Source organism: Streptomyces stelliscabiei (assembly GCF_014873495.1).
Lineage (GTDB): Bacteria > Actinomycetota > Actinomycetes > Streptomycetales > Streptomycetaceae > Streptomyces > Streptomyces bottropensis.
Map to the genome: position 1 here is coordinate 5,775,356 of NZ_JADBGF010000001.1, position 22,587 is coordinate 5,797,942.

The 22,587-nt window shown below is 70.7% G+C and carries 19 protein-coding genes; 8 read left to right on the plus strand and 11 right to left on the minus strand.

Features of this window, described 5'->3' with window-relative positions:
- Positions 1–5 precede the first annotated feature (5 nt).
- Positions 6–2,327, minus strand: a complete 2,322-nt coding sequence (locus tag H4687_RS25585) for a transglycosylase domain-containing protein (RefSeq protein WP_179860053.1) — start codon at positions 2,325–2,327, stop codon at positions 6–8.
- Positions 2,328–2,972: 645 nt separating this feature from the next.
- Between H4687_RS25585 and wblA the strand changes: the two genes are divergently transcribed.
- Complete coding sequence (gene wblA / locus H4687_RS25590) at positions 2,973–3,311, plus strand: transcriptional regulator WblA (protein WP_013001830.1); 339 nt, start codon at positions 2,973–2,975, stop codon at positions 3,309–3,311.
- 458 nt (positions 3,312–3,769) lie between these two features.
- On the opposite strand, the gene H4687_RS25595 is transcribed toward wblA, so the two are convergent.
- Positions 3,770–5,116 carry an ArsA family ATPase gene (locus H4687_RS25595; RefSeq protein WP_046917966.1) on the minus strand — a complete coding sequence of 449 codons (1,347 nt, stop codon included), beginning with the start codon at positions 5,114–5,116 and terminating at the stop codon, positions 3,770–3,772.
- The gene (locus tag H4687_RS25600; protein WP_046917965.1) at positions 5,113–6,090 is read right to left on the minus strand and encodes an ArsA family ATPase; all 978 of its coding nucleotides are present in this window, start codon (positions 6,088–6,090) and stop codon (positions 5,113–5,115) included. Before H4687_RS25600 ends, H4687_RS25595 begins: the two co-directional genes overlap by 4 nt.
- Positions 6,091–6,444: 354 nt before the next feature.
- On the opposite strand from H4687_RS25600, the gene H4687_RS25605 reads away from it, so the two are divergent.
- The 4 genes from H4687_RS25605 (at position 6,445) to H4687_RS25620 (ending at position 8,977) form a co-directional block, all read left to right on the plus strand.
- Entirely contained in the window at positions 6,445–6,603 is a 159-nt protein-coding gene (locus tag H4687_RS25605; RefSeq protein ID WP_005476015.1) for a DUF4177 domain-containing protein, read from the plus strand.
- Positions 6,600–7,067 carry a RidA family protein gene (locus tag H4687_RS25610; protein WP_046917964.1) on the plus strand — a complete coding sequence of 156 codons (468 nt, stop codon included), beginning with the start codon at positions 6,600–6,602 and terminating at the stop codon, positions 7,065–7,067. Before H4687_RS25605 ends, H4687_RS25610 begins: the two co-directional genes overlap by 4 nt.
- 61 nt (positions 7,068–7,128) lie before the next feature.
- Positions 7,129–7,998, plus strand: a complete 870-nt coding sequence (locus H4687_RS25615; RefSeq protein ID WP_046917963.1) for an NUDIX hydrolase — start codon at positions 7,129–7,131, stop codon at positions 7,996–7,998.
- Between the two features lie 148 nt (positions 7,999–8,146).
- Positions 8,147–8,977, plus strand: coding sequence for an MBL fold metallo-hydrolase (locus tag H4687_RS25620; protein WP_046917962.1), 831 nt, complete (start codon positions 8,147–8,149; stop codon positions 8,975–8,977).
- Positions 8,978–9,111: 134 nt separating this feature from the next.
- Here H4687_RS25620 and H4687_RS25625 read toward each other — a convergent pair whose 3' ends face one another.
- Complete coding sequence (locus H4687_RS25625; RefSeq protein ID WP_225966818.1) at positions 9,112–9,933, minus strand: nucleotidyltransferase domain-containing protein; 822 nt, start codon at positions 9,931–9,933, stop codon at positions 9,112–9,114.
- Positions 9,934–10,198: 265 nt separating this feature from the next.
- Positions 10,199–10,873, minus strand: coding sequence for a Crp/Fnr family transcriptional regulator (locus tag H4687_RS25630; protein ID WP_005476003.1), 675 nt, complete (start codon positions 10,871–10,873; stop codon positions 10,199–10,201).
- 341 nt (positions 10,874–11,214) lie between these two features.
- Between H4687_RS25630 and nth the strand changes: the two genes are divergently transcribed.
- From nth to H4687_RS25645, 3 genes are all read left to right on the plus strand, one after another.
- Positions 11,215–12,279 (plus strand): endonuclease III, encoded by a 1,065-nt coding sequence (gene nth / locus H4687_RS25635; RefSeq protein ID WP_046918575.1) that lies wholly within the window; start codon positions 11,215–11,217, stop codon positions 12,277–12,279.
- A 133-nt stretch (positions 12,280–12,412) separates the two neighbouring features.
- Positions 12,413–13,144: an NUDIX hydrolase gene (locus H4687_RS25640; protein ID WP_050399538.1), complete on the plus strand. Its 732-nt coding sequence runs from the start codon at positions 12,413–12,415 to the stop codon at positions 13,142–13,144.
- 119 nt (positions 13,145–13,263) lie between these two features.
- Positions 13,264–14,463 carry a MarP family serine protease gene (locus H4687_RS25645; protein WP_046918577.1) on the plus strand — a complete coding sequence of 400 codons (1,200 nt, stop codon included), beginning with the start codon at positions 13,264–13,266 and terminating at the stop codon, positions 14,461–14,463.
- 51 nt (positions 14,464–14,514) lie between these two features.
- Here the strand turns inward: H4687_RS25645 and H4687_RS46620 are convergent, their stop codons facing one another.
- The 6 genes from H4687_RS46620 to H4687_RS25670 form a co-directional block, all read right to left on the minus strand.
- Positions 14,515–14,694: a hypothetical protein gene (locus tag H4687_RS46620; RefSeq protein WP_005475995.1), complete on the minus strand. Its 180-nt coding sequence runs from the start codon at positions 14,692–14,694 to the stop codon at positions 14,515–14,517.
- Positions 14,695–14,893: 199 nt separating this feature from the next.
- Positions 14,894–15,856: an alpha/beta fold hydrolase gene (locus H4687_RS25650; RefSeq protein WP_046914287.1), complete on the minus strand. Its 963-nt coding sequence runs from the start codon at positions 15,854–15,856 to the stop codon at positions 14,894–14,896.
- Entirely contained in the window at positions 15,853–16,332 is a 480-nt protein-coding gene (locus tag H4687_RS25655; RefSeq protein ID WP_020113736.1) for a phage holin family protein, read from the minus strand. Before H4687_RS25655 ends, H4687_RS25650 begins: the two co-directional genes overlap by 4 nt.
- Before the next feature lie 51 nt (positions 16,333–16,383).
- On the minus strand, positions 16,384–17,787 hold the full coding sequence (gene nhaA, locus H4687_RS25660; RefSeq protein WP_046914286.1) for a Na+/H+ antiporter NhaA: 1,404 nt from the start codon (positions 17,785–17,787) through the stop codon (positions 16,384–16,386).
- Between the two features lie 131 nt (positions 17,788–17,918).
- Entirely contained in the window at positions 17,919–19,877 is a 1,959-nt protein-coding gene (gene acs / locus H4687_RS25665) for an acetate--CoA ligase (RefSeq protein ID WP_046914285.1), read from the minus strand.
- Positions 19,878–20,045: 168 nt separating this feature from the next.
- Positions 20,046–22,421: a SulP family inorganic anion transporter gene (locus H4687_RS25670; RefSeq protein ID WP_046914284.1), complete on the minus strand. Its 2,376-nt coding sequence runs from the start codon at positions 22,419–22,421 to the stop codon at positions 20,046–20,048.
- Between the last annotated feature and the right edge of the window lie 166 nt (positions 22,422–22,587).

The window sequence follows — 22,587 nt, forward strand, 5'->3', positions numbered from 1 at the left end:
GCTCGTCAGCCGAAGCCGCCGCCATTGCCGTTCCCGTTCCCGTTGTTCCCGCCGTTCGTCTGACCCTGGATCCAGTTCTCCGGGATGCTGAACTCCGGGGTCGGGAACCTGGTGTCTCCGTCGATGCCACCGATGAAGCCGCCGCCGTTGCCGCGGTCGTCACCGTTGCCGTTGTCGTCGTTGCCACCGTTGCCGTTCCCACGGCCGTCGTTGTCGTTGTCGTCGTCCCGGTCGCGGGGCCGGTCCTCGGGGAGGTAGACCTTGTTGAAGTCGGGGCGGGGCTTGCCCTCCAGCGCACCGGACATCATGTCGCGCCAGATCGGGCCGGGGACCTTTCCGCCGAAGACCTTGCTGTAGCCCACACCGCCGATGGTGATGTTCACCATCTGGCGCTCGTGCGCGGGGTCGCCCACCCAGACGGCGCCGGCCATGTTCGGGGTGTAGCCCACGAACCAAGCCGCGTAACGGCCGTCCGTCGTACCGGTCTTACCAGCGCTGGGACGGCTGGGGCCGAGGCCGGCCTCCGTACCCGTACCGTCCTCGACCACGCCCTTGAGCAGGGCGCTGATGGTGTCGGCGGTGTTCTCGGACATGGCGCGCGAGCACGTCGACTTCGGGACCTCCAGCGACTTCGACTTGTCGCCGACCCGCTGGGTGATGGACTCGATGGCGACCGGCGTGCAGTACATACCGCGCGCGGCGAAGGTCGCGTACGCGTTCGCCATGGTCAGCGGGGACATCTCCTGCGTGCCGAGAGCTATCGACGGCGCCTGGTCGATCTTGCGGCCGTCGGCCCGCTCGACGCCCATCTTCTTGGCCATCTTCGTCACCGGGCAGATGCCGATGTCCGCGATCATCTGCACGAAGTAGGTGTTGACCGACAGCGCGGTCGCCTTCCGCAGGGAGTACGGGCCGACCTCGCTCGCGCTCTCGTTCTCGAGGTCCGCGGCGCTGCTGCCGGTTCCGTTGCGCCAGCTGCCGCCGCCGCAGACGGAGATCGGGCTCGGGTAGGCCATCTTGTACGGCGCGGAGTAGACCTTCCCCGGGGACATGCCGCCTTCGAGGGCCGCCGCGGCGACGATCGGCTTGAACGTCGACCCCGGCTGGTAGCCCGCTCCGCCGCCCATGGACTCGTTCACCGAGAGGTTTATCGACGTCTCGTTCTTCTTGGTGTCGAGACCGTACGGCCTCGACTGTCCCATGGCGAGGATCTTGCCGGTGCCGGGCTCCACGATCGTGGCGGCCGTGGCGACCTCGTCCTTCTGGTAGACGTGCCGCTTGACGGAAGCCTGGACCGACTTCTGGGCCTTCGGGTCCATCGTCGTCCGGATCGTCAGGCCGCCCTGGTTCCAGATCTTGGCCCGGTCCTCCTTGGACTTGCCGAAGATCGGGGTGTTCAGGAACACCTCACGCACGTAGTCGCAGAAGAAACCCGCGCCCTTGACCGCCGTGATGCAGCCGTTCTTCGGCTTCCTGATGTCGAGGCCGAGCGGCTTCTCGGCGGCCTTGTCCGCGTCCGCCTGCGAGATGTCGCCGAGGTCGGCCATGCGCTGCAGCACGGTGTTGCGCCGCTTGGTGGCTTCCTGCGGGTCGTTCACCGGGTCGTACCGGCTGGGCGACTGCACGATTCCGGCGAGGAGCGCGGCCTCCTCCACATCCAGGTCCTTGGCGGACTTGGAGAAGTAACGCTGGGACGCGGCCTCGACGCCGTACGCCTGCTGGCCGAAGAACGTGATGTTCAGGTAGTTCTCGAGGATCTTCTTCTTGCCGAGTTCCTCTTCGAGCTGGATGGCTTTCTTCAGCTCGTTGATCTTCCGGCCGAGGGTCTGCTGGGTGGCCTGGGCGACCAGCGTCGGGTCGTCGCCGGCCTCCTCCACCGCCACGTTCTTCACCAGCTGCTGCGTCAGCGTGGACGCGCCCTGGGCGACGCCGCCCTCCCGCGCGTTCCGGTTGAGCGCGCGCAGAACGCCCTTCAGGTCGATCGCGCCGTGCTGGTAGAACCGGGCGTCCTCGATGGCGATGATCGCCTGCTGCATGTACGGCGAGATCTCCTTGAGATCGACCACCGTACGGTCGCGGCTGTACACCGTGGCGATCGAGTCGCCCTTGCTGTCGAGGATCGTGGTGCGCTGGCTCAGCGGTGGCTGCTTGAGGTTGGCGGGGAGTTCGTCGAACCCCTCGACGGAACCCTTGGCCGCCAGCCCCAGGGCGCCGACCGCGGGCAGGGCGATGCCCGCCATGACGGCACCGGCGAGCACGCTGACACCTAGGAACTTGGCGGCCTGCTGTGTGGGGGACAGACCACCACCCGAGCGCTTGTTTGGCATGAGGGCAGCCTAATCCGTAGCGAGGACCGTTCCGAAGGAGCAGGTGGGTCCAGAGGGGTACGGGTGCCGGATCGTGACATCCGTTGTCCGCACGACGGGCGCATGCGCGTGCTGACGGCTCCCGAAATCGGGCGCGCCACGAGAAGTCCGGCGCGAGACGCCTGGCGCGAGACACTCGCCACGAAACCGACGCGAAAGTCGGGCGCGAGAAACCGACGCGAAAGCCGGGAGAACATGAACGGTTGTCTACGTTCCCATTCGCCGGACACGCGCGCAGGCGTTGGCCTAAGCTGCTCTCAACTGTCACAGCCGTAGGCCCTTGTATCAAGTACGTCCAGCGAGCCCGAATCGTTCTGACGTTCTTCCGATTTTTTTCGGGTGCCGTGTCCGAATACGCCTCGTGTGTCATTCGGTGTCCGTTGTGACGCATGTCAACCGTCCCGATCTGCCGGGATAGTCACGTATGTCCTCAGGTCACTCCCGCGGGTGATCTGCCGCTTACGCATAGTCCGTTCGGGCCATTCAAGATTGGGCCCGAAGGGGGTGTTGCGCTGTGCCCACCTTCCGTAACGTCCTCAACTGGCGGCGGTGAATATGCCGCTGCCGCCGTGGGGGAGCCTCGATTCGGGAGAGGACGGCGCCGGTATGGGCTGGGTAACCGACTGGAGTGCGCAGGCTGCCTGCCGCACTACCGATCCGGATGAACTGTTCGTTCAAGGAGCAGCGCAGAACAGGGCCAAGGCGGTGTGCACCGGATGCCCGGTGCGTACGGAGTGCCTGGCGGACGCGTTGGACAACCGCGTCGAGTTCGGCGTGTGGGGAGGAATGACGGAGCGTGAGCGCCGCGCGTTGCTGCGCAGGCGTCCGACCGTCACGTCGTGGCGCAGGCTGCTGGAGACCGCGCGCACGGAGTACGAGCGTGGCGCGGGCATTCTGCCCCTCGACGATGACGAGATCTACGAGAACTACGCGGCGGTGAGCTGAGGGCGACGGCCCTTTCCGAACCACGTCGGTCGAGGGCGCCCTTGAGGTGTCGGCGCGTCGGGCAGGTGTGCCGGCTCTCGGGTGCCCCGAGGCGTGGAGCAACGGACGGGCTACGGTCCGGGTTTGACCGATCGGAATCCGACGGGTGCGACGCATCCGGCCGATCCGACGATCCTGCTGATCGGTTCTGGCCGCGATGCGATCCCTGGCCGCGATGCGATCCCTGGCCGGGTCGCGACGGACGCCGCGAGGTCGCGGCGGGACGTGCGGCCCTCGGACAGCGGCGTTCCCGCGATGAGGAGCACCGGCCGGGCCCCGCAGACGCACGGGATCTGCGGCCCTCGGAACCGGCAGTCGCTGGACGGCTGGACGGCAGAGCCGGACGACTGGACGACAGAAATCGGTCGGCGTCCGACCCTACGGCTGCCGCGGCTGAAGACCGTTCGTCCGGCAGCCGTTCAGTCGTCTGAGGTGGGCAGCTCCGGCCTTATGGCCGCGAGCCGGTTCCCGATGTCCCGCAGACCTACCAGGTCATGGACATCACCGGGGAGCGCGGCCACCTCGGCCACGGCCACCTCGGGATGCAGCGCGGTGAAGCGGTCACGTGTGCGCTGCTCGCGGGAGAGCAGTCGCATCCGCTCGGCGTGCAACCTGAGCAGGCCTGACGTGAGCTGTTCCACGGTCGGATCCGGGGCGGGGGAGCCGTCCTCGGCGCCGTTCGTGGTGGGAGAGCCTGAACTGCCTGGGCTGGCTGAACTGCCTTGCGTGTCGGGAGAGTTACGGACTGCCTTCCCGTCCGTCTGATCCACAATGCGGGGCTCGTCAAGATTTTCCGCGGCGGCGAGCGCGCGCTCGGCGGACAGCTGGGCCGCGCCGCTGCCGTGCACCCGGTTGAGCACCAGCCCGGCCAGCGGCATGTCCTCGGCCGCCAGCCGCTCCACGAAGTACGCCGCCTCGCGCAGCGCGTCCCGCTCCGGCGCGGCCACCACGAGGAAGGCCGTGCCGGGCGCCTGGAGCAGCTTGTAGGTGGCGTCCGCGCGCGTACGGAAGCCGCCGAACATGGAGTCCATGGCGGCCACGAACGTCTGCACGTCCCTCAGCAGTTGACCGCCGAGGAGTTTGCCGAGGGCGCCCGTCATCATCGACATGCCGACGTTCAGGAACTTCATGCCGGCCCGCCCGCCGACCTTCGCCGGCGCCAGCAGGACACGGATCAGCTTGCCGTCGAGGAACGAGCCGAGCCGCTTCGGGGCGTCCAGGAAGTCCAGCGCCGAGCGGGACGGAGGCGTGTCGACGATGATCAGGTCCCACTCGTCCCGGGCTCGCAGCTGGCCCAGCTTCTCCATCGCCATGTACTCCTGCGTGCCCGCGAAGCCCGCCGAGAGCGACTGGTAGAAGGGGTTGCCCAGGATCGCGGAGGCCCGGTCGGGGTCCGCGTGCGCCTCGACGATCTCGTCGAAGGTGCGCTTCATGTCGAGCATCATGGCGTGCAGTTCGCCGTCCCCGTCGATGCCCTTCACCCGCCGCGGGGTGTTGTCCAGTGAGTCGATCCCCATGGACTGGGCGAGCCGCCGGGCCGGGTCGATGGTCAGCACGACCACCTTGCGACCGCGCTCGGCTGCCCGTACCCCGAGCGCCGCCGCCGTGGTCGTCTTGCCCACCCCGCCGGCGCCGCAGCACACCACGATGCGGGTCCGTGGGTCGTCGAGCAGGGGGTCGACCGCGAGCGGGCGGGCCGAGCCGATCACCCGGTGTCCGTCGTGGGAGGGGGCCGCGTCGTGCGTGGTGGCCGGGTCCGGAGTCATGAGATCCCTTGCTGACGCAGTTCCGTGGCCAGTTCGTACAGGCCCGCCAGGTCCATTCCCTCGGCGAGCAACGGCAGTTCGTGCAGCGGCAGGCCCAGCTCGCCCAGTACGCCCCGCTGTTCGTGCTCCAGGGTGTACCGCTCGGCGTACTCCTCGGCCTGCGCGAGCAGCGGCTGAACCAGGCGTTCGGCGGTGCCACCGCGCCGCGCGCCGCCCAGCCCCGCCGTGGAGAGCGACTTGGCGACGGCCGTACGCGGCACCTCGCGCGCGAACTCCAGCTCGTCGGCGTCCAGCACCTCGGGCCGCACCATGTTGACGATGATCCGTCCCACCGGCAGCTTCGCGGCCCGCAGCTCGGAGATGCCGTCCGCCGTCTCCTGGACGGGCATCTCCTCCAGCAGCGTCACCAGGTGGACGGCCGTGTCGGGGGATTTCAGGACCCGCATGACGGCCTGGGCCTGATTGTGTATCGGGCCGATCTTGGCCAGGCCCGCCACCTCGTCGTTGACGTTCAGGAAGCGGGTGATGCGTCCGGTGGGCGGCGCGTCCATCACCACGTGGTCGTACGTGAACCGCCCGCTCTTCTCCTTGCGGCGCACCGCCTCGCAGGCCTTGCCGGTCAGCAGCACGTCCCGGAGGCCGGGCGCGATGGTGGTGGCGAAGTCGATGGCCCCGAGCTTCTTCAGGGCCCGGCCCGCGCCGCCCAGCTTGTAGAACATCTGGAGGTAGTCCAGGAGGGCCAGTTCGGGGTCGATGGCCAGCGCGTACACCTCCCCGCCCCCGGGTGCCACCGCGATCTTCCGCTCCTCGTACGGCAGTGCCTCCGTCTCGAAGAGCTGCGCGATGCCCTGTCTGCCCTCGACCTCGACCAGGAGGGTGCGTTTCCCCTCGGTCGCGAGGGCGAGCGCGAGTGCGGCGGCGACCGTGGTCTTTCCGGTCCCGCCCTTGCCGCTGACGACCTGGAGCCTGCTCACGTATTCGAGCCTAACCAGTCGACGCTCGGCATACGCGGGAGGCTGTGGACAACTTGTGTTCTCCCCGCCTGTCGGCCCGGCCCGTCTAAGCCGTCATGCCCTGGCGAGGCGGCGGCCGAAACCCACGCGGTCCGGGCCGGCCCCCCGCACAGACCCCGCGCGGTCCGGGCCGGGCCCCCGCACCGACCCAGCGCTGCCCCGAGGCCGAACCCACCGCACACCGACCCCGCGCCGTCCCGAGGCCGAACCCCACCCCCTCCGGGTCGAAACCGCCCCGGACCGAGGAGGAAGCCACCCCGGACCGAGACGGAACCCGTGCCGGGCGGGGAGCGGGCAGCGGATAAAGTCGGCCGCATGACCAAGTGGGAATACTCAACCGTGCCGCTGCTCGTCCACGCCACGAAGCAGATTCTGGACACCTGGGGCGAGGACGGCTGGGAGCTCGTCCAGGTCGTGCCCGGGCCGAACAACCCCGAGCAGCTCGTGGCCTACCTGAAGCGGCCCAAGCCGTGAGCGCCGTCGAGGCCAGGCTCGCGGAGCTGGGGCTGCGGCTGCCCGAGGTCGCCCCGCCGCTCGCCGCGTACCAGCCGGCGGTCCGGTCCGGCGTGTACGTGTACACCGCCGGGCAGCTCCCCATGGTGGACGGCAAGCTGCCCGTCACCGGCAAGGTCGGCGCCGAGGTCACCGCTGACGAGGCCAAGGAACTCGCCCGCACCTGCGCGCTGAACGCCCTCGCCGCCGTGAAGTCCGTGGCGGGGGACCTGGACCTGGTCGCGCGCGTGGTCAAGGTCGTCGGCTTCGTGGCCTCGGCCTCCGACTTCACCGGCCAGCCCGCCGTGCTGAACGGCGCGAGCGAACTCCTGGGCGCCGTCTTCGGCGACCGGGGCGTCCACGCGCGCAGCGCGGTCGGCGTGGCGGTCCTCCCGCTGGACGCGCCGGTCGAGGTGGAACTCCAGGTGGAGCTCACCGTCGCCTAGGCACCGCCAGGATCGCGGAGGCTCACTCGAACATCCGCCCGTGACGAGTTAGCCTCCGCCCATGGCAAACGGGCAGTGGTACCCACCCGAGTGGCCGGACCGCATCCGCGCACTCGCGGCCGGCACGCTGACACCGGTGACCCCCAGGCGGGCCGCCACCGTCATGCTGCTCAAGGACACGGCCGACACCCCGGTCGTGCACATGCTGCGCAGACGGGCCTCCATGGCCTTCGCCGGGGGCGCGTACGCCTATCCGGGCGGCGGTGTGGATCCCCGCGACGACGACCACCAGGTCCGTTGGGCGGGCCCCACGCGCGCGTGGTGGGCGTCCAGGCTCGGTGTCGACGAGAACGAGGCCCAGGCGATCGTCTGCGCGGCCGTACGGGAGACGTACGAGGAGGCTGGCGTGCTGCTCGCCGGGCCCGGCCCCGACACCGTCGTCGGCGACACCACGGGCGACGACTGGGAGGCGGACCGTGCGGCGGTGGCCTCCCGGGAGCTGTCCTTCGCGGAGTTCCTGGAGCGCCGGGGGCTGGTCCTGCGGTCCGACCTGCTGGGCGCCTGGGCGCGCTGGATCACCCCCGAGTTCGAGTCCCGCCGCTACGACACCTGGTTCTTCGTCGCCGCCCTCCCGCAGGGCCAGCGCACCCGCAACGCCTCCACGGAGGCCGACCGCACGGTGTGGATCCGGCCCAGGGACGCGGCGGACGGCTACGACAAGGGCGAGCTGCTGATGATGCCGCCCACCATCGCGACCCTGCGCCGGCTCGCGGAGTACGACTCGGCCGCCGCCGCGCTCGACGCCGCGCCCGCTCGGGACCTGACCCCCGTACTCGCCGAGGCCCGTCTGGAGAACGACGACGTGGTCCTGTCCTGGCCCGGCCACGCCGAGTTCACCAAGCGCGTCCCCGCCGGCGAGGACTCCCCATGACGGACGCGACAGCGCTCCGGGGCCGGCCGGGCGGCGAGGCCCTGCCCCCGCTCTCGCCCCGCGTCCCACCGGGCAGGCGACACCGCACCGCGCGGGCCACCACCCGACGCGGTGACACTCCGCCCGTTCCGCTGGAAGGCACCTCCGCATGACCGACGCAGCAGCCCTCCCCGGCCAGCCCAGGGGCGGCGTCCTGTCGGGGCCCGCCACCGCGCGCGCGGTCAACGTGCTCGCGCCGAACGCCTCCGTGATGACGCTGGACGGGACCAACACCTGGATCGTGTCCGAGCCGGACTCCGACCTGGCGGTCGTGATCGACCCGGGTCCGCTGGACGACGTCCACCTGCGCGGTGTCGTCCACACGGCGGAGAGGGCCGGCAAACGGGTCGCGCTCACCCTGCTCACGCACGGCCACCCGGACCACGCCGAGGGCGCCGCCCGCTTCGCCGAGCTGACCAGGACGAACGTCCGGGCCCTCGACCCCGCGCTGCGGCTCGGCGACGAAGGGCTGGGCGCGGGTGACGTCATCTCGGTCGGCGGCCTGGAACTCCGTGTCGTGCCCACCCCCGGGCACACCGCCGACTCGCTCTGCTTCCACCTCCCGGCCGACCGCGCCGTTCTGACGGGCGACACGGTCCTCGGGCGCGGCACGACGGTCGTGGCCCACCCCGACGGCCGCCTCGGTGAGTATCTCGACTCCCTGCGCCGCCTCAGGTCCCTCACGGTCGACGACGGAGTGCACACCGTCCTGCCCGGCCACGGCCCCGTCCTGGACGACGCCCAGGGTGCCGTCGAGTTCTATCTCGCCCACCGCGCGCACCGGCTCGCGCAGGTCGAGACGGCCGTCGAGAACGGCCACCGCACCCCCGGCGAGGTCGTCACCCACGTCTACGCGGACGTCGACCGCTCCCTGTGGCCGGCCGCGGAACTCTCGGTGCGGGCACAACTGGAGTACCTGACCGAGCACGGCCTGATCTGACCCTCCCCGCGCGCCTGAGCGCCCGTCTCCGGCACGACACCATGCGAGAAGCACTCCTGGGGCCTCGGGGACCTCCCGGGCCCCAGGAGCCCCTCCCAGGGCCGCTCAGGCCCTCCGGCGCCAGGGGCACCCCTCTACGGATCACCGGGACGCGGCGCCTTGAGACCGTGCACGCGCGCGTACTCCTGCGCCAACCAGGGCCCGAGGTCGTCCAGATACGACCGCAGAACGCCGACATCGGCACCCGGCTCGTATCCGGCCACCGCCGCCGCGCGCATCTGGGCGGCGCGCTCGGGGTAGTACACGCCGAACGCCTGCGCCATCTCGCGCAGATCGCTGGTCCAGCCGTTCCACCGGGGCATGACGAGGGTGAACCCGGTACGGACGAGCCGCCGGGACCAACCACGGACGAGCGTCCGCCGGGCGTCGTCGTCGGCTGCCGCGAGCCGCGCGCGCCAGCGCGGCAGGTGCAGCGCGAGGTCGCCGTTCGTCTCGCGGGCGAGGAGGGAGTCCGGCCGGTAGCGGGGCAGTTCCCTTGCGAGATCCTCGCCGAGCAGGGGAGTGCACAGACAGGCCAGGAACCAGCCCAGGTCGTACCTCTCCAGGTCGCTGAGCACCTGCGCCCGGCCGACCAGCAGCGTCCCGGCCCCGTCGATCTGCGGGAACCGCGCGTCCAGAGCCTCGTCCAGCGATCGGGCCGCCGCCCGGTCGGCCTCCGCGGGGTCCCCGCGCAACACGAGCAACAGATCGAGGTCACTGCGTCCCGGACGAGCCGTGCCCCGAGGAATCGACCCGTAGAGGTATGCACTGTCCAGCCGCCCCTCGAACAGCTCCGGAACCCGCTCCCGGGCCGCCACGACCACCGGCCGAAAGTCCTCACCGACCCGTGCCAAAGCCCCTTCCCGCTCGATGTACCCCTGACTGTCCAGCCCTCTCGCACGCCCCGTTCCGGCCATACAGCCACTGTGCGCAGAGGCGGCACGCGCGGGCAGCTTGTTTTTTCGGGAGACGGGAGACGGGGGACGGGAGGGGGCGGGGGCGCGGGGCGAAACGAAAAGGGCCCGTCTCGCGAACGAGACGAGCCCCATCGACGCACATGCGAACGCCCGTGCGTTCGGACCGGCAGGCTACGAGCCCTGGCCAGTTGTCATACGAGCGGCACCGGCGGGCACACAGCCCGCTCTGGCCGGCACACCGCCCCGGCCGACGACCCGACCCGCGTCAACGTGACCGCTTGGCCAGCCGCTCCACGTCCAGCAGGATCACCGCGCGGGCCTCCAGTCGCAGCCACCCGCGCTGCGCGAAGTCCGCCAGAGCCTTGTTCACGGTCTCGCGGGACGCGCCCACGAGCTGCGCCAGTTCTTCCTGGGTGAGGTCGTGCACCACGTGGATGCCCTCCTCCGACTGCACGCCGAACCGCCGGGAGAGGTCCAGCAGCGCACGAGCGACCCGCCCGGGAACGTCCGAGAACACGAGGTCGGACATCTGGTCGTTGGTCTTGCGCAGTCGGCGCGCGACGGCCCGCAGCAGCGCCGCGGCCACCTCGGGCCGCGCGTTCAGCCACGGCTGGAGATCGCCGTGGCCGAGGCCGAGCAGTTTGACCTCGGTCAGTGCCGTGGCGGTCGCCGTACGCGGACCGGGGTCGAACAGCGACAGCTCGCCGATCAGCTCACCGGGACCGAGCACGGCCAGCATGTTCTCGCGGCCGTCGGGCGACGCGCGGTGCAGCTTGACCTTGCCTTCGGTGACCACATAGAGGCGGTCACCCGGGTCGCCCTCGTGGAAGAGAGCGTCACCCCGCGCGAGGGTCACCTCACTCATGGAGGCGCGGAGCTCCGCGGCCTGCTCGTCATCGAGCGCCGCGAAGAGCGGGGCGCGCCGCAGAACGTCGTCCACGAGTTCTCTCCTTGTCGACCTGCTCAGGGGATCTTGCTCCCCGTACTACCAGGGGACCGTGTTCCCCATCTTGCCGGACGTACCAAACAGTGTGATCTGTCACAAGGATGCCGCACACATGTCCCGGGGTAAGCGTCAGGGGTCCAATTGGGGGCCGATCATCTGGGCCCGGGGCGGATGTCGGTGCCGGGCTTTAGGCTGGCCGGGTGTCCAAATCGCCGGTGAGAGCGCAGGCCAAGGGGGCTGGGCAGGTGGTTGCACGTCGCGATTCCGCTGTGGGCGAACAGGGGTCCACGGGAGCGAACAAAACGGCAAAGGCGACGAAGGTGTCTGATCCATCAATGGCGGAGAACTCCGCCCAGAAGGCCACGGCCCGGACGAAAAAGGCCGCACCGGCGAAAAAGGCCGCCGCCCGAAGCGCCGCCCAAAAGGCAGCGGCCGTAAAGAAGACAGCCGCGGGCGTAAAGAAGACAGCCCCGGCCGTGGAGAAGACGGTCGCGAAGAAGGCCGCCTCGACACAAAATACGGCCCCGACACGGAAAAGAACCTCGACCCGAAAGGCGGCCTCGTCGAAAGCGACCACCGTCACCCCGGCCGCCCCCGCCGAGACCGCCGCCAAAGCCCCCGCCTCCGAGTCCCGAACCGCCCTCGTCCGCCGTGCCCGTCGCATCAACCGCGAACTCGCCGAGGTGTACCCCTACGCGCACCCGGAGTTGGACTTCGAGAACTCCTTCCAGCTGATCGTGGCGACGGTCCTGTCCGCGCAGACGACCGACCTGCGGGTCAACCAGACGACCCCGGCACTCTTCGCGAAGTACCCGACCCCCGAGGACCTGGCCGCGGCCGACCCGCAGGAGGTCGAGGAGATCCTGCGGCCCTGCGGTTTCTTCCGGGCCAAGACGAGGTCGGTCATGGGGCTGTCGAAGGCTCTGGTGGAGACCCACGGCGGTGAGGTCCCCGGCCGGCTCGAAGACCTGGTCAAGCTGCCCGGTGTCGGCCGTAAGACCGCCTTCGTCGTACTGGGCAACGCCTTCGGCCGGCCGGGCATCACCGTGGACACGCACTTCCAGCGGCTCGTACGGCGCTGGCGGTGGACCGAGGCGACCGACCCCGACAAGATCGAGGCGGCCATCGGCGCGCTCTTCCCGAAGGGCGAGTGGACGATGCTGTCGCACCACGTGATCTTCCACGGCCGCCGTATCTGCCACGCCCGCAAACCGGCCTGCGGCGCCTGCCCCATCGCCCCGCTCTGCCCGGCGTTCGGCGAGGGCGAGACCGACCCGGAGAAGGCCAGGAAGCTACTGAAGTACGAGAAGGGCGGCTTCCCCGGCCAGCGCCTCAAGCCCCCGCAGTCCTACCTCGACGCCGGCGGCATCCCGGCCCCGCCCCTCGGAGCGGCCGGATGACGGACGCCACGACACGGTCCGGGACGCGCCCTCGTCGCCCCGGTGCCCGCCACCCACACGAGGGACATCGGGCACAGGCGGAACGATCAGCGCTCTCCCGGGCGTTGGGACCGGAAGAACGACGGGGGTGGCTATGACACGCGCGAGCCGGACGGACGGCGGCACGGACACCGACAGCGGGCACCGCAGGAGGGGCGGGCACGTGGGCCTGGACAGAGCCGGCCTGCCCGCATGGCTGGACCCGGTCGTGCGCGCCGTCGACACGATCGAGCCGCTGCAGCTGAGCCGCTTCCTGCCGCCGGAGAACGGCTCGGGCCGGCAGTCGGCCGTCCTGATCCTGTTCGGCGAGGGACCGAGCGGCCCCGAGCTGCTGCTCATGGAGCGCGCCGGCTCGCTTCGGTCGCACGCCGGCCAGCCCTCGTTCCCGGGCGGCGCCCTCGACCCCGAGGACGGCGACCCGCGGACGGACGGCCCGCTGCGCGCCGCCCTGCGCGAGGCCGAGGAGGAGACCGGTCTCGACCCCGCGGGCGTCCAGATCTTCGGCGTGCTGCCCAAGCTGTACATCCCGGTCAGCGGCTTCGTCGTGACGCCCGTTCTCGGCTGGTGGCGCCGGCCGACCCCGGTCCGGGTCGTCGATGTGAACGAGACGGCCCGCGTCTTCACCGTCCCCGTGGCGGATCTCACGGATCCGGCCAACAGAGCCACCGCCGTCCACCCCCGGGGCTATGCGGGCCCGGCATTTCTGGTCGAATCGGCCCTCGTGTGGGGGTTCACGGCCGGCGTGATCGACCGTCTGCTGCACTACGCGGGCTGGGAGCGCCCCTGGGACCGTGAGAAGCAGGTCCCGCTCGACTGGCGCTCATGACAGGGTGGCTGCCGTGCTGCGTCTTCCGGGGCCTGTTGCGTCTCCCTGTCGCCGCGCGGCGGACCGGTCCCCCGGTCGGCCTGTAGTGATGGCGAAGTGACGAGGCGAGGCTTGAAGCGGTGAACGTGCTGGACATCCTGTTGCTGGTCGCCGCCGTCTGGTTCGCGATCGTGGGCTATCGACAGGGCTTCGTCGTCGGCATCCTCTCGGTGATCGGCTTCCTGGGCGGCGGCCTCGTCGCGGTCTACGTCATGCCCGTCGTCTGGGACTGGATGACGGACAACTCCGAGGTCAGCACGGCCGCCGCCGTGGTCGCGGTGGTCATCGTGATCGTCTGTGCCTCCGTGGGCCAGGCCCTGACCACCCATCTCGGCAACAAACTGCGCCGCTACATCACCTGGTCCCCGGCGCGCGCCCTGGACGCCACCGGTGGCGCGCTGGTCAACGTGGTGGCCATGCTCCTGGTCGCCTGGCTGATCGGTTCCGCACTCGCGGGGACGACGCTGCCGACCGTCGGCAAGGAGGTCCGCAACTCCAAGGTGCTGCAAGGTGTGGCGGGGGCCCTGCCCAACCAGGCGGACACCTGGTTCGCGGACTTCTCGTCGGTCCTCACGCAGAACGGCTTCCCGCAGGTCTTCAGCCCGTTCTCCAACGAGCCGATCACCGAGGTCCAGCCTCCCGACCCGGCACTCGCGAGCAGCCCGGTCGCCCAGCGCGCCAAGCGGTCCATCGTCAAGGTCATGGGCACCGCCCAGAGTTGCGGCAAGGTCCTCGAAGGCACCGGTTTCGTCTTCGGCGAGCGCCGGGTGATGACCAACGCGCACGTGGTCGGCGGAGTGGACGAGCCCACGGTCCAGATCGGTGGCGAGGGCCGCAAGTACGAGGCCAAGGTCGTCCTCTACGACTGGGAGCGCGACATCGCCGTACTGGACGTGCCGGGTCTGAAGGCGCCCGTGCTGGAGTTCACCACCAAGGACGCCGCCGGCAGCGACGACGCGATCGTCGCGGGCTTCCCGGAGAACGGCGCGTACGACATCCGCCCCGCGCGCGTGCGGGGGCGCATCACGGCCAACGGCGCCGACATCTACAAGCGCGGCACCGTCCACCGTGACGTCTACTCGCTGTACGCCACCGTCCGCCAGGGCAACTCGGGCGGCCCGCTGCTCACGCCCGAGGGCAAGGTCTACGGCGTGGTCTTCGCGAAGTCCCTCGACGACCCGGACACGGGCTACGCCCTCACCGCGGACGAGGTCGAGGAGGACATCGCCAAGGGCCGTACGGCCAACCAGCAGGTGGACAGCGACAGCTGCGCGCTCTGAGGCCGGGCGGAGCCGGTGTGGTGAGGTCCTGTGCGGGTCGCCCCGCGTGGGTCAGGGACGGGAATGGCGCAGCCGGGCCGAGACCCAGCGGGCCCGGCGGCGCAGGATGCGCGGAATTCCCAGCCGGGGATCCGTGCCCTGCAACTGCGGGGCGCCCCTCTGGTGGGAGCTCAGGCCCGCGGCCGAGCGGCGGTTGCGTGCTGCGTCACTGTAGTCGTGCGTCCAGCCCATACCCCGACGTGTGCCCCCGCCCCAAGGTCCATAACCGCCCCCACGCCCCCCAATTGGCCTATGCGCCGGGCAAGTAACTGTTCGTAGAACAGTTGTTTCACGGCCGGACGGTGGACGGGCCCGGAGGGGCTCAACGCACGGACTCGGAGGGGCTCAACGCGCAGGCCCTGCGGGGCTCAACACGCGGGCCCGAAGGGGCTCACCGGTCGGGCTCGGGATCCTTCAGCCAGTTGATGAGTTCGGCCGAGAACGCCACCGGGTCCTCCTCGTGCGGGAAGTGCCCCAGACCGTCGAACAGCCGCCAACGGTACGGCGCTTCGACGTACTCCCCGGACCCGGCCGCGCTGCGGGTACGCATCACCGGGTCGAGTGAACCGTGCAGGTGGAGGGTGGGCACCCGGACCGGGCGTTTCATCCGGCGGTTGAACTGGATGCCGTCCGGGCGGGCCAGGGACCGCACCATCCACCGGTAGGGCTCGATCGAGCAATGCGCCGTCGACGGGATGCACATCGCCCGCCGGTACGCCTCCACGGCCTCGTCGTCGGGCAGGCGCGGCCCCGACCAGTCCCGGATCAGCCGGCCGACCAGGGCGCCGTCGTCGGCGGTGAGTTGACGCTCCGGGATCCAGGGCCGCTGGAACCCCCAGATGTAGGAACCCGCGGACGTCTGCTTGACGTCCGAGAGCATCGCCGACCGCCACCGCCGCGGGTGCGGCATCGAGGACACCGCGAGCCGCCGGACTAGTTTGGGGCGCATCACGGCCGCCGTCCACGCCAGATAGCCGCCCAGGTCGTGGCCGACCAGGGCGGCGTCGGGCTCGCCGAGCGACCGTACGACTCCGGTGATGTCCAGGGCGAGGTTCGCGGGGTCGTAACCCCGGGGTGTGCGGTCGCTGCCGCCGACCCCGCGCAGGTCCATCGCCACGGCCCGGAAGCCCGCGTCGGCGAGGGCGACCAGCTGGTGCCGCCAGGTCCACCAGAACTGCGGGAAGCCGTGCAGCAGCAGCACCAGCGGCCCGTCGCCCACCTCGGCGATATGGAAACGCGCGCCGTTGGCGGCCACGTCCCGGTGGATCAGTTCCTTGGCGCCGGGCACGTCGAGTCGTACGGGGGACGCGGGCTGATTCGAGAGGGCGGCCGGGGTGGTCGCGGGGTCGGTCATGACGTCGAGCGTGCCACAGCCTCGACGGCGTCGTCGGCCGGGGCGGGCCGACGGGGGTGCGGCTTGGCGTTCTGCAGCACGCCCGCCGTCTCCTTCATCGACGCGGCGACCTTCTGCGGGCCCTGGCCCTTTTTGGCCTTCTTCGAGAAGACGACGCCGATCAGCGTCAGCACCAGGGCGACCAGTACGTTCGCCGCGAACGAGAGCAGGAAGCAGATCGCCAGGTTCCACTCGCTCCAGGTGCGGATGCCGTACGCGAGGGCGAAACTCAGCATCGGCAGGGAGAAGATCAGCACCGTGCCGGCCGCGGTGAACGCCCCGCCGCCGATCACGCCTCGCTTGACGTCCTGCCTCAGCTGGGCCTTGGCCAGCGCGATCTCGTCGTGCACCAGCGCGGACATCTCGGCCGTCGCCGAGGCGAACAGCTGGCCGACACTGCGTTCGGCTCCGACCGGGCTGCCGTCGGGTGCGCTCATCGGGGTCTCCCTCATATGCGTTTGTACGGTGCTGTCTACGGTCCTGTCAGATCATGCCGGACCGTCGTCGCCGTCGCCTGCCCCGCCCGCCACTTCGGCAAGCCTGCGGTGTTCGGCGGCCTTGCGTTCGTAGATCGCGGCCATGCGCAGGTGGTACGCCGGGTCGTCCTGTTCGTAGATGTCGGGGATGCCGTCGAGGTCGTCGTCGCGCTCCTCGGCGGCCCACAGGGCCTGGTACTTGGCGTTCCTCATCTTCAGCAGGACGGTCGCCAGGACCGCCGCGATGAGCGAACCGGTGAGGACGGCCGCCTTGACGCTGTCGGTGAGTACCCGGTCGCCCTCGAAGGCCAGTTCGCCGATGAGCAGCGACACGGTGAAGCCGATGCCGGCGAGGGAGGAGACCGCGAAGACGTCCGGCCAGGACAGGTCCTCGGAGAGGGAGGCCCGGGTGAAGCGGGCGGTCAGCCAGGTCCCGCCGAAGATCCCGACCGCCTTACCGACGACCAGCCCGAGCACCACCCCGAGCGTCTCCGGCTGCGTGAACACCCTTCCCAGAGCATCCCCGGAGACCGCGACACCCGCACTGAACAGGGCGAACAGCGGCACCGCCACCCCGGCGGACAGGGGGCGCACGAGGTGCTCGATGTGTTCGCCGGGGGAGCGCTGCTCCTCATCACGCCGGGTGCACCGCAGCATCAGCCCCATGGTGACCCCGGCGATGGTGGCGTGCACGCCGCTGTTGTACATCAGCGCCCAGATGACGAGCGCGAGCGGAACATACACGTACCACCCGCGCACGCCCTTCCTCAGCAGCAGCCAGAACACGGCGAGACCGGCGAACGCGCCGCCGAGCGCGGCGAAGTCGAGGTCGTCGGTGAAGAACACCGCGATGATCAGGATTGCGCACAGGTCGTCGACGACGGCGAGAGTGAGCAGGAAGGCCCGCAGCGCGTTCGGCAGGGAGGTGCCGATGACGGCGAGCACGGCCAGCGCGAAGGCGATGTCGGTGGCGGTGGGCACGGCCCAGCCGGCCAGGGAGCCGCCGCCGGTGAGGTTGGTGAGCGCGTACACGAGCGCCGGTACGGCCATGCCGCACAGCGCGGCGACCACGGGCAGCGCGGCCGTCCTGGGGTCCTTGAGATCACCGGCGACCAGTTCGCGCTTGAGTTCGATGCCGGCGACGAAGAAGAACACGGCGAGGAGGCCGTCCGCCGCCCAGTGCGCCACCGACAGGTCGAGGCCGAGCGCCGCGGGGCCGAAGTGGAAGTCGCTGACGCTCGCGTAGCTGTCGTGCAGGGCGGGGACGTTGACCCAGATCAGCGCGGTGACGGAGGCCAGCAGCAAGAGGCAGCCGCCCACGGTCTCGGTACGCAGCGCGTCCGCCACGAAGGTCCGCTCGGGCAGGGAGAGCCGGCCGAGAACCCTGCGGGTGGGTGTGGTGCGGGACGCGGCCACGACGGGGACCTCCGGTCGTTGGGCAGGACGGAACACTTGCCGACCAGACTTCCCGGCACACCTGTTCTTTAGCTTAGCTAAAGGGCACCCCGCGCGCGCGGGGTGCCCTTCGCGGTCGTACGGGGGTGTGGTCAGTCCTCGCTCGGTGCCGCCGGCAGCTTGGCCTGGATCAGGTCCATCACCGTGGAGTCGGTCAGCGTGGTGACGTCACCGAGCTGCCGGTTCTCCGCCACGTCCCGCAGCAGACGCCGCATGATCTTCCCGGAGCGGGTCTTCGGCAGCTCCTGCACCGGCAGGACCCGCTTCGGCTTGGCGATCGGTCCGAGGGTGGCGCCGACGTGGTTGCGCAGGTCGGCGACGAGGCCCTCGTCCTCGGCGTTCGCCGTGCCGCGCAGGATCACGAACGCCACGATCGCCTGACCGGTGGTCTCGTCGGCCGCGCCGACCACGGCCGCCTCGGCCACGGACGGATGGGAGACGAGCGCGGACTCCACCTCGGTCGTCGAGATGTTGTGGCCCGACACCAGCATCACGTCGTCGACGCGCCCGAGGAGCCAGATGTCCCCGTCGTCGTCCTTCTTCGCCCCGTCACCGGCGAAGTACTTGCCCTCGAAGCGCGACCAGTACGTGTCGAGGAACCGCTGGTCGTCTCCCCAGATGGTGCGCAGCATCGACGGCCACGGCTCGGTCAGGACCAGGTAACCGCCACCGCCGTCCGGTACTTCGCGGGCCTCGTCGTCCACCACCGTGGCGGAGATGCCCGGCAGTGGCGTCTGCGCCGAGCCCGGCTTGGTGGCCGTCACGCCCGGCAGCGGCGAGATCATCATCGCGCCGGTCTCGGTCTGCCACCAGGTGTCCACGATCGGCGTCGCGTCGGCCCCGATGTGCTTGCGGTACCAGATCCACGCCTCGGGGTTGATGGGCTCACCGACCGAGCCCAGCACCCGCAGGCTGCTGAGGTCGAACTTCGCGGGGATGTCGTCGCCCCACTTCATGAACGTGCGGATGGCCGTGGGCGCCGTGTAGAGGATCGTCACCCCGTACTTCTGCACGATCTCCCAGAACCGCCCCTGGTGCGGGGTGTCCGGCGTCCCTTCGTACATGACCTGCGTCGCGCCGTTGGCCAGCGGCCCGTACACGATGTACGAGTGGCCGGTGACCCAGCCGACGTCGGCCGTGCACCAGTACACGTCCGTCTCCGGCTTGAGGTCGAAGACGGCGTGGTGGGTGTACGACGTCTGGGTGAGATAGCCGCCGGAGGTGTGCAGGATGCCCTTGGGCTTACCCGTCGTGCCGGACGTGTACAGGATGAACAGCGGGTGCTCGGCCCCGAACGGCTGCGGGGTGTGCTCGGTGCTCTGCCGGTCGACGATCTCGTGCCACCACACGTCACGCGAGTCGTTCCAGGCGACGTCCTGGCCGGTGCGGCGGACGACGAGGACGTGCTCGACATTGCCGGCGCGGTCGGCCGCGTCGTCCACGGCGGGCTTGAGGGCGGACGGCTTGCCGCGCCGGTAGCCGCCGTCGGAGGTGATGACCACACGCGCGTCCGCGTCCTGGATGCGGGTCGCGAGCGCGTCCGCGGAGAAACCGCCGAACACGACGGAGTGCGCGGCGCCGATCCGGGCGCAGGCGAGCATGGCCACGGCCGTCTCCGGGATCATCGGCATGTACACCGCGACCCGGTCTCCGGCCTGGACCCCCAGCTCCAGCAGGGCGTTCGCCGCCTTGCTCACCTCGTCCTTGAGCTGGGCGTAGGTGAGGGCCCGGCTGTCGCCGGGCTCGCCCTCGAAGTGGATGGCGATCCGGTCGCCGTTGCCTGCCTCGACATGCCGGTCGACGCAGTTGTACGCGACGTTGAGCTCGCCGTCCGCGAACCACTTGGCGAACGGCGGGTTCGACCAGTCCAGCGTCTCGGTCGGCTCCTTGGCCCAGGCCAGCCGCCGGGCCTGCGCCGCCCAGAAGCCGAGCCGGTCCTCCCTGGCCTGCTCGTACGCCTCGGCCGTGACGTTGGCGTTCTCCGCCAGGTCAGCGGGCGGCGCGAAGCGTCGCTCCTCCTTCAAGAGGTTGGCCAGGCTTTCGTTGCTCACGACATCTCCCTTACGGTGCTTTGCCGGGCGACCGTTGTGTCCCAGGCCACAGCTCATCAGACCCGGACCCCCGATGACAAGGGCCTTCCTCTGATTGGTTTAGACCTGTGGGCGGCGCCCCTGCGGTCAGGACGCCACCCGTTCCCACGGACCCCGACGGAGATCGGTTCACGCGCGCGTGTCGTGCAGAACCGTCTCGGCCGGGTCGGCCGTCCCGGTCGTTCCGGCGACCTGGTCGAAGACTCCGCCGTCCGGAGCCTCCTCGGTGAGCAGATACGCCTGCGCCTCGCCCACGTGGAAGTACATCCCGTGCAGTTCGAGCGCGCCCTCGCGCAGCGCGCGGGCGACGGAGTCGTGGGCTCTGAGATGTTCCAGCTGCTGGATGACGTTGGTCAGGCAGAGCTGTTCGACGGCGTCGGCCGGTTCGCGGCCGGCCAGACGGGCCCAGGGGCGGTTCTTGTCGGTCGCGCGGTCCAGGCTGGGCCGTCCGTGCCGCAGCCAGCGCTTGAGGGGGGTCTGGGCGCCGTGCGGATCGGTCTTGAGCAGGGCCTGCATCGCGCCGCAGCCGGAGTGCCCGCAGACGGTGATGGACCGGACGTGCAGCACGTCCACCGCGTACTCGATCGCCGCCGCCACCGAGTCGTCGCCGCTCTCCTCTCCGGGCAGCGGCACGAGGTTGCCGACATTGCGTACGACGAAGAGGTCGCCGGGACCGCTGGAGGTGATCATCGAGGTGACGAGCCGGGAGTCGGCGCAGGTCAGGAACAGCTGCGAGGGCTGCTGTCCCTCGCGCGCCAGTCGGGCCAGCTCACCGCGGACCAGGGGCGCGGTGTTCCGCTGGAACGCGCTGATGCCCCGCGCCAGTTGATGACCGCGCGGCCCCTCGGCCGCCACCTCCTGGGGCGTCCCCGCGGTGGGGGTGGCCGGGGCCTCGCACTGGTGGTTGCGCCACGGTGTCCAGGGCCTGCAGCGGCAGCCGGCCGCCGAGGCGCCGGCGGGTTCGGCGATACGGATGCCGGCGCGGCCGGTGATCTCGACGGAGCCCCCGTGCGCCCGGTGCGCGTGCTGCCAGTCCTGCAGCGACTCGTACGCCGCGTGGTCCATGAACGACCCGTCCAGCTCCACGACGGCGGCGGCCCCCTGCGGGACCTGGTGCAGGGCCCGGCTGAGGCGGGGCACAGCGAGGAAGGTCAACTGCCCGCGCACATGGACGTGATGGGCCCCTTCCCGCTCCCCGTGGGTGATGCGCGTGCGGGTGAGGCGGTGCAGGGCGACACCGACGGCCACGGCGATGCCCAGCGCGACGCCTTCCAGGACGCCGAGGACGACGACGCCGAAGGTGGTGACGGCGTAGACCAGCACCTCGCGGTGACGGGTGACCGTGCGGATGTGGTGCAGGGAGACCATCTGGACCCCGACGGCCATCACCAGGGCGGCGAGCGAGGCGAGGGGAATCATCTCCAGGCAGGGGACCAGGAACAGCGCGGCCGCCACCACCCAGACGCCGTGCAGCATCGTGGAGTTGCGGCTGGTGGCGCCGGCCCGGACGTTGGCCGTGCTGCGGACGGCGACGCCGGCGATGGGCAGGCCGCCGAGGATGCCGGAGACGACATTGGCCGCGCCCTGGCCGCGCAGCTCGCGGTCGAGGTCCGAGCGCCCCACGTCCGTCCGGCCCGCCGCCAGCTTGTCCATGGCGACGGCGCCGAGCAGCGACTGCACGCTGCACACCAGGGTGGTGGTCAGGACGGCGGCGACGATGCCGAGCACCGGCCCGTCGGGCACTCCCGCCAGCGCGTGGCTCCGCCACGACGGCAGGTCGACCATGGGCAGGCTCAGGGCGGCGAGCGAGGCCGTCGCCGTGGCGCCCGCGACGGCGACGAGGGCGGCCGGGACGATGCGCAGCCGCCGGCCGACGCGGCCGGGCAGATGGGGCCAGGCCAGCAGCAGGACGAGGGTGAGGACGCTCACGGAGACCGCGGCGGGGTGCAGGCGTGCCAACTGGGCGGGAAGCGCGCCGATGTTGGCGCTGACCGAGCTCTGCGGGGTGCCGCCGAGCACGATGTGGAGCTGGGCGACGGCGATGGTGACGCCGATGCCGGCGAGCATGCCGTGCACGATCGCGGGGCTGACGGCGAGCGCCGAGCGGGCCACGCGCAGCTGGGCCAGGCCCAGTTGGGAGAGGCCGGCGAGGACGGTGATGGCGCAGGTGGTGCGCCAGCCGTACTGGTGGATGAGGTCGGCGGTGACGACGGTGAGGCCGGCGGCGGGGCCGCTGACCTGGAGAGGCGAGCCGCCCAGGCGTCCGGCGACGAGACCGCCGACGGCGGCGGCCACCAGGCCGGCCTGGAGCGGGGCGTCGGTGGCCAGGGCGATGCCCAGGGACAGGGGTAGCGCGATCAGGAAGACCGCGATGGAGGCCGACAGATCGGCGGCCGAGACACGGAACCGGCGACGCGGTCCCTGCGGGGGGCTGTGCGGTTGGTGATCACGCTCCGTCCGGTTCGAGTCCGGGTCGGTGGCGTGGGTGGGGACGCAGGCGGACATGGTCTCCCGTCTCCTCCGGGTCTACGCGGCCGCGTGGGTCGCGGCCGTGGGGCACGGCGTATCAGTGGCGGGAATTCTCAACGCTCAGTAAACGAATCGTAATGCAGAGTAAAGGATGTGCAAGAACATTAGCCGCAAATGGGTCATCAGATCACTCGCGATGATG